1 protein-coding gene, 1 tRNA gene and 1 pseudogene are annotated in these 1,761 nt (G+C 45.6%); 1 reads left to right on the top strand and 2 read right to left on the bottom strand.

Features of this window, described 5'->3' with window-relative positions; translation table 11 throughout:
- The first annotated feature begins 50 nt into the window (after positions 1 to 50).
- Positions 51 to 127 (top strand) — tRNA-Met (locus GX016_09340).
- Here GX016_09340 and GX016_09345 read toward each other — a convergent pair.
- Positions 106 to 803 (bottom strand): annotated as a pseudogene (locus GX016_09345) (recombinase family protein). The gene GX016_09340 and the pseudogene GX016_09345 sit on opposite strands and share 22 nt — an antisense overlap.
- Positions 804 to 833: 30 nt before the next feature.
- On the bottom strand, positions 834 to 1,574 hold the full coding sequence (locus GX016_09350) for an ImmA/IrrE family metallo-endopeptidase (GenBank protein ID HHT71752.1): 741 nt from the start codon (positions 1,572 to 1,574) through the stop codon (positions 834 to 836).
- Positions 1,575 to 1,761 lie beyond the last annotated feature (187 nt).

Below are 1,761 nucleotides of genomic sequence, written 5' to 3' on the forward strand. Positions count from 1 at the left end.
CCGGAGGTCGCTGGTTCAAATCCAGCCCCCGCAACCAACAACGAAAACATGGCGGCGTAGCTCAGATGGTTAGAGCATGCGGTTCATACCCGCAGTGTCAGGGGTTCAAATCCCTTCGCCGCTACCATTCAAGGTACTAACTTCCGCTCCAAAAAAGCGGAAGTTTATCTTTGCCCCGCCTTCGGGTTGCACAATAACAGTATCGACGAGAGCGTCGATGACTTCTTTGAGGTCGTCGGCGTTCTTTTTTTCTTTCAGTGCGGTAGCATAGCGGCTTAAGTAATGCTTGATCATGTCTTTGTTATTGCCCTCAACAATATCATACCCAAGCGGTGGAGTGCCGCCACAGAACTTTGCCTGGTATGCGTTTTCTTTCATACCTTTCATCACCTCACGGACCAAGTTTCGGGAGTAGTATTCTGCCATGCCTTCTAGGACTGACTCCAATATGATTGATTCGGGGCTGCCGTCTAACTGCTCGGTCACAGATACTAGATGGACACCGGCCCGGCGCAGTTCGCGCTTGTAAAAGGCCGAGTCATATCTGTTGCGGGCAAACCTGTCCAACTTATGTACGATAACCAGGCTCCATAATCCGGCCTGGCCATATTTAAAAACATGCGTAAGAACTCTGGTCGGTCGTCGGTGGTGGCGCTCTTGGCTTCATCGACGTATGTTGCTACAACTTCTATGCCTTCCCGACCGTAATACTCTTTTATGGCCCGCACTTGGGCCTCTATACTTTCTTCGCGTTGGTTGTCCGAGCTATAGCGTGCGTAAATCGCTGCTTGGTTTGAGACCATGGGATTACCCCTGTCTTTCACAACTGTAGGTTATTCAAACCAGTACATTTCCTCATCAAGGTTCTCTTCGTTATCGTCAAAGGGTACAGTCAAGATAGTAAGAACTGCATTTAGATTTGGCATTGGAACAGATTCCTCATTCAAATAGTCATCGGAGTCTGCATCACATACCCAAGCATTTGCTAGTATCAGATTCGGTTTGTCCAATAAATAGTTATGGTTAAAAAAGTCGGCAGCATAAGACGACGGATTTAGCTCACCTTTATTAACATAATAAGGGAACGTTTTTGACTTCTTAAACCATTTTATAAAACCATCTTCCGAATATACTACCGCTATTTTGTCAGGACAAATATCGGTTACTCGACACGCAGTAGATGATAAAGATGTCCCACATTCAGATGAGACGGTCCTAATAAAATCTAGAGTAGCTGCTGTTTTTCTTAGTTTGCCAATCAACCATTGGGTGGGCATGAGTAGCTCAGCTGCAAAACAGTTAGCCTCTCGCTCCTCTTTTCTATAAGAATTAAATTGGAGCATGTCACTTGATTTACAGGTATAGCAATCTGCAAGATGACTTGGAATACAGAAATGACCAAGCTCATGGGAAATACCAAATTTTTCGCGACTCTCGTACATTTGGCCTTGTCTTAAAACTATGTATGCCCCATTGCGACCCTTTATAATAAGAGCATCCACGTTCTCTAATTGCTCCCATGCAACCTCTATATTTAATGCTTTACATGATTCCGGTGCGAAAACCAGGCTCAAATCCTGCTTCTTTCACCAAAATGGACTGCAACCAACACAATTTCCATTTTATGGGGCCACCTACGGCTAATTTACAGTAATACTCCTGCCGTTCTGAGGGTTTTACCCTCATTTCATCCCCGATTTCCCCCATTAGCTGCAGAAGCAGACACTACCCCCTGGGAGCGGCACCGTTGTTGGTTGCACC

The organism is Bacillota bacterium, assembly GCA_012837285.1.
Taxonomy (GTDB): Bacteria; Bacillota; DTU030; order DUMP01; family DUMP01; genus DUNI01.